The organism is Microbacterium sp. Leaf351 (assembly GCF_001423825.1).
Lineage (GTDB): Bacteria > Actinomycetota > Actinomycetes > Actinomycetales > Microbacteriaceae > Microbacterium > Microbacterium ginsengisoli.
Window position 1 is genome coordinate 1 of record NZ_LMPK01000037.1, and the last position, 4,613, is coordinate 4,613.

Below are 4,613 nucleotides of genomic sequence, written 5' to 3' on the forward strand. Positions count from 1 at the left end.
GCGTTGGCGTGGTCGGGCATCGCCGTCGGCGTGGGGTTCCAAGCCAAGATGATGCAGGCGTGGCTGATCGTGCCCGGGCTCCTCGTCGGCACACTCCTGGTCGCGGGGAATGGGTGGCGCCGCCGCGCAGGACGGGTCGGAGTTCTCGGTGCGGCGACGCTTGTCGCGTCGCTCGCGTGGATGACGATCGTGCAGCTGGTGCCTGCAGGGAGTCGGCCGTACATCGACGGCTCAACAGACAACAACGTGTTCGCGATGGTATTCGGCTACAACGGTGTGGACCGACTGCTCCCCAATTCGGTAGCGGGCGCCGTGGGGTCGACGACTGCGCACGTCACCACGTTGCAGGCGAGTCTTGCCGCACTGTTCTCTTCCGATCCGACCGCGGCGAATGTTTCGCGGCTCAAGCTCTTCCTTCCCGAGTACGCCACGCAGATCGGATGGTTGTACCCCGCGGCCGCTCTCGGCCTCGCGCTCGCGCTGGTGCGCTGGTGGCCCCGACGGCGACGGCCGCGACGAGATGTGGAGCGGATGGCTTTCGCATTCACGGTCGCCGTGGCGGTCTGGTTCGCCGCCTCGGCCGCCGTGCTCTCGTTCGCCACGCTTCCGCACGCTGCGTACGTCGCGGCCATCGGTGTGCAGCTGATTCTGCTCACAGCCGTGGGGTTCTCGCTGGCTGTGCATGATCTACGATCTCCTCGGCGCTGGCGGCGGTTCACGCTGGCCGCGTTGGTCACGCTGACCGCCGTGTGGGGATGTCTGCTTGCTGTGTGGGGCGCGCTGCCCGTTGCGCTGGCGATACCGATGGTCGCCTTCGCGATCATGGGCGTCATCGCATCGATCGTGCTCGGATTCCGCGCCCACGATCGCGTGCTGGCCGTCCCGGCGGATCCTTCCGACATGATGCCCTTCCGATCCGTCGTCACCAGGGAGTTCGCGCCCGAACCGGTGCCGATGATCAGATACTCGCCGGCGATGAACGTCATGCTGGTCCTGGCCGGTATCGCGCTCGTCGGTGGGGCGACGTGGTGGAGCATCCAGGCGCTCGACGCGAATCGCGATGGATCCGGCGGGGAGGCGTACATCGGCGCACGCTCGCAGATCGCCGGCGTCGCCGCCGCGCCCGCTGATCCCCCGGACGACATCGATCGGTCGTTGCCCGACCCGGCCGTTCAGGATGCGTCCTCGGGGATTGTCGGTGGGGACGACGCCCGAGCCGACTCCACGGACGGCACTCAGCAAGCGGCCGTCGCCACCGCTTCGTGGGTGGTCTCGCGATCTGCAACCGCAGATGGTGCGTCTCCAGATGATCCGGGTGACGCGGGCGATCCGCAGGATGGATCTGACGCCGTCGCCACGGGCACCAATGCTCGAGAACGCTTCACGATCTCCGCCCCCGACCTCTGGGTCGCATCCCCGGTCTCGAGTCTCGCGCCCAGAGAGATGCTCGCGGAGGTCGCCCGGCGAACCGCGCAGTCAGCAGATCCCGCGTCATCGATCATTCTCACCGACTCGTGGGCGATCTCGGCCGACATCATCAACGGAACGGGCGAAGACGTGCTCACAGACGGAGGCTACTCAGGGGCTGTTCCCGTGTTCACAGAGGCAGAGCTGGGGAAGATGGTGCGAGACCGTGAGCTTCAGTGGGTCGTACTGCGCCCAGGGGAGAGAAAGGATCCCGTCGGCGCGTTGACGACGACCGGGCTCTGTCACGAGATTCGCGCCTGGGGAAGCGTCACGACATCAGCGCCCGCGCAGGTCACGTCGTTCACGCTGTGGCAGTGCCGACCATGACCGGTTCAGCTGTGACGGTATCGCCCACCACCGGATCGCTGAGGGTGACCCACGGCGGAACGGTGCGAGTGTGGGGTCTCCGCTCCGTCCGCGGACTCCCGGCCCGCTGACTCTCCACATCCCACAGGGGCAGATCGACGGGATCACCGTCGACATCGGGGGCGAAGAACACCCGGCTCGCCGGCGCGTCGCTGTAGTGGCGACCCGTCGGGCTCGTCCAGGTGAGCACGCCGTCGCCCCGCTGCACCACAGTCCAGGGCGAGTGATGCTTCAGCGTGTGGTGTCGTCGGCACAGGTGCGCCAGGTTGTCGGCGCGCGTCTCCCCGCCGAACTGGTGATCGAGCGTGTGATCGATGTCGCAGGCTGAGACCGGGATGCGGCATCCGGGGAACCTGCAGTGCCGGTCTCTCACGGCGAGATGTCGACGCATCTGGTCGCTCGGCCGGTAGCGATCGACGCCGAGCACCGTGCCCGTGAGCGGGTGGGTCAGGATGCGGTCCCACCCGGGTGCTTCTGCGGCCAGCGCCCGTGCCGTGGGTGCATCGATCGGCACGAGGCCGGCGCCCACCGCACACTCGAACGGGTCATCGACCTCGCCGCCCATCAGCGTGAGCACGGGCACCGTGACCTGCACGTGCGCGCGGATGGCCGCGGCATCCGTCACTCGATCGATGTGAGCCGCGGGGTCGGCGGTCAGCAGCAGGTCGGCGAGGATGTCTGCGCGGAGCTGATCGACCGCGCGTGGTGCGGGCAGGGTCGCCGCATCGTCAGCACGCGCGGCGGCCTCGGTCTCGCTCTGCGCGTGCGCGAGCCGGGTGAGGCGATCATGTACGCCGAACGCGAGCATCGACGGCAGCACGGCGACGAGCTCGGCCATTCCGTCATCGAGCGGCGTGACCCGCACCGAGCGGTCGGCACGTGCGCGCGCGTGGCGTGCGGACACGGTCTCGTCGCAGAACCGCTCGGCACGTCGTCGGGCCACCGGGGCGAGGCGTGAGGCCGACGTGCTCTCGGCGTAGTCGAGCACCGCGTTCTCGAACTCGTGGCGCAGCTCGGGGTGGGTGATCGGCAGGCCCGCGTCGACGATCACGCGCACGTGGGCCAGCGCGATGCGACCCTGTGCGAGCGCATCGAGTGTGGTCGGGTAGTCGCCCGCGATCGTGCGGGCCTCGCCCAGCCGCCGTTGCACGGTGCGGTCGGAGACACGCCACGCCGCGCCGATCTCCGCGGCCACCGCACGATGCGGAAGGTCGGCATCGGAGGGGGCCGCGGCATCTGTCCACTCGGCCGCGATGGCCTCGGCCTCGGCGAGCTGGCGAACCTCGAGCGCCTGCAGACGGGCGATCTCGCGCCGCGTGCGCTCGAGTCGGGGGAGCAGCGCGGCGAGCCGCGCGGTGGCCCGCTGCTCGGCGTCACGCTGCTGATCGGTCATGTCTCGAGTGTTGCGCGGGGTTCCGACATTGCTTCGACTAACGGCTGCTCCACAGTGTGTGATCTACGTATATATAAACGATGCAACAGAATGCAACCTTGCATCCATCCGGTCCCGAGCTCGCTCCCGCCCGCGGGGATAGCGTGGAGAAGACGGAGGATCCCGTCAGCCACTGGGGGCGGCCGCGAGGCATGATCATCGACCGCTCCACTATGCAAAGGAGCTGAGCGACCATGAAGGCTGCGCGCTACTACGACCGCGGCGACATCCGCATCGAGGACATCCCCGAGCCGGTCGTCGAACCCGGAACCGTCGGCATCGACGTCGCGTTCTGCGGCATCTGCGGAACCGACCTGCACGAGTACCTCGACGGGCCGATCTTCGTCCCCCCTCACGGTCACCCGCACCCGATCTCCCACGAGTCGGCTCCTGTGACGCTCGGTCACGAGATGTCCGGCGTCGTCTACGCGGTCGGCGAGGGTGTCGACGATCTCGCTGTCGGCGATCACGTCGTCGTCGAGCCCTACATCATCGGCGACGAGGTCGACACGAGCTCAGCCAACAATGCATACCACCTCTCGCACGACATGAACTTCATCGGCCTCGCCGGCCGCGGCGGCGGACTCGCCGAGAAGATCGTCGTGAAGCGCCGCTGGGTGCACCCCATCGGCGACACCATCCCGCTCGACGAGGCCGCGCTCATCGAGCCCCTCTCGGTGGGATACCACGCCTACCAGCGCTCGGGCGCGAAGGCGGGCGACTTCGCCCTGATCACCGGCGCCGGCCCCATCGGCCTGCTGACCGCCGCGGTGCTTCGCGCGCAGGGCATCACGGTCGCGATCTCCGAGCCGAGCTCGCTGCGCCGCCAGAAGGCGCTCGACACGGGCGTCGCCGCGCACGTGTTCGACCCGCGCGAGGTCGACGTCGTCGCCGAGGTGAGGGCCCTCACGAACGGTGTCGGGGCGGATGTCGCATTCGAGGCGACATCCGTGCAGCCCGCCCTCGACACGCTCTTCGACGCGATCAAGCCGACCGGCGTCATCGTCGTCGTGTCGATCTGGGGGCACCCGGGCACGCTCGACATGCAGAAGCTCGTGCTCAAGGAGGTGGACCTGCGCGGCACGATCGCCTACGTCAACAGCCACCCCGAGACCATCGCGCTGGTGCAGCAGGGCAAGGTCGACCTGAAGCCGTTCATCACCGGCAAGATCGGCCTCGACGACCTGATCGACCAGGGGTTCGACACCCTCATCAACCGCAACGAGACCGCGGTGAAGATCCTGGTGGACCCGCGCGCCTGATCGCGTGATGCCGACTCGGCCCGCGGCGAGTGATCGTCGTGGGCCGTGTCAGTGTCGGCGGGCGGTGCGCGCGACGAACAGGAAGG

At 68.5% G+C, this 4,613-nt stretch carries 3 protein-coding genes; 2 read left to right on the forward strand and 1 reads right to left on the reverse strand.

Going from position 1 to position 4,613, the window contains the following annotated elements; translation table 11 throughout:
* The first annotated feature begins 180 nt into the window (after positions 1 to 180).
* The gene (locus ASG00_RS15485; protein ID WP_156454760.1) at positions 181 to 1,794 is read left to right on the forward strand and encodes a hypothetical protein; all 1,614 of its coding nucleotides are present in this window, start codon (positions 181 to 183) and stop codon (positions 1,792 to 1,794) included.
* Here the strand turns inward: ASG00_RS15485 and ASG00_RS12535 are convergent.
* Positions 1,769 to 3,226: an HNH endonuclease signature motif containing protein gene (locus ASG00_RS12535; protein WP_056210010.1), complete on the reverse strand. Its 1,458-nt coding sequence runs from the start codon at positions 3,224 to 3,226 to the stop codon at positions 1,769 to 1,771. The two genes, ASG00_RS15485 and ASG00_RS12535, sit on opposite strands and share 26 nt — an antisense overlap.
* A 233-nt stretch (positions 3,227 to 3,459) precedes the next feature.
* Between ASG00_RS12535 and ASG00_RS12540 the strand changes: the two genes are divergently transcribed.
* A complete protein-coding gene (locus ASG00_RS12540; RefSeq protein WP_056210012.1) occupies positions 3,460 to 4,527 on the forward strand; it encodes a 2,3-butanediol dehydrogenase in 1,068 nt (355 codons plus the stop codon).
* Positions 4,528 to 4,613 lie beyond the last annotated feature (86 nt).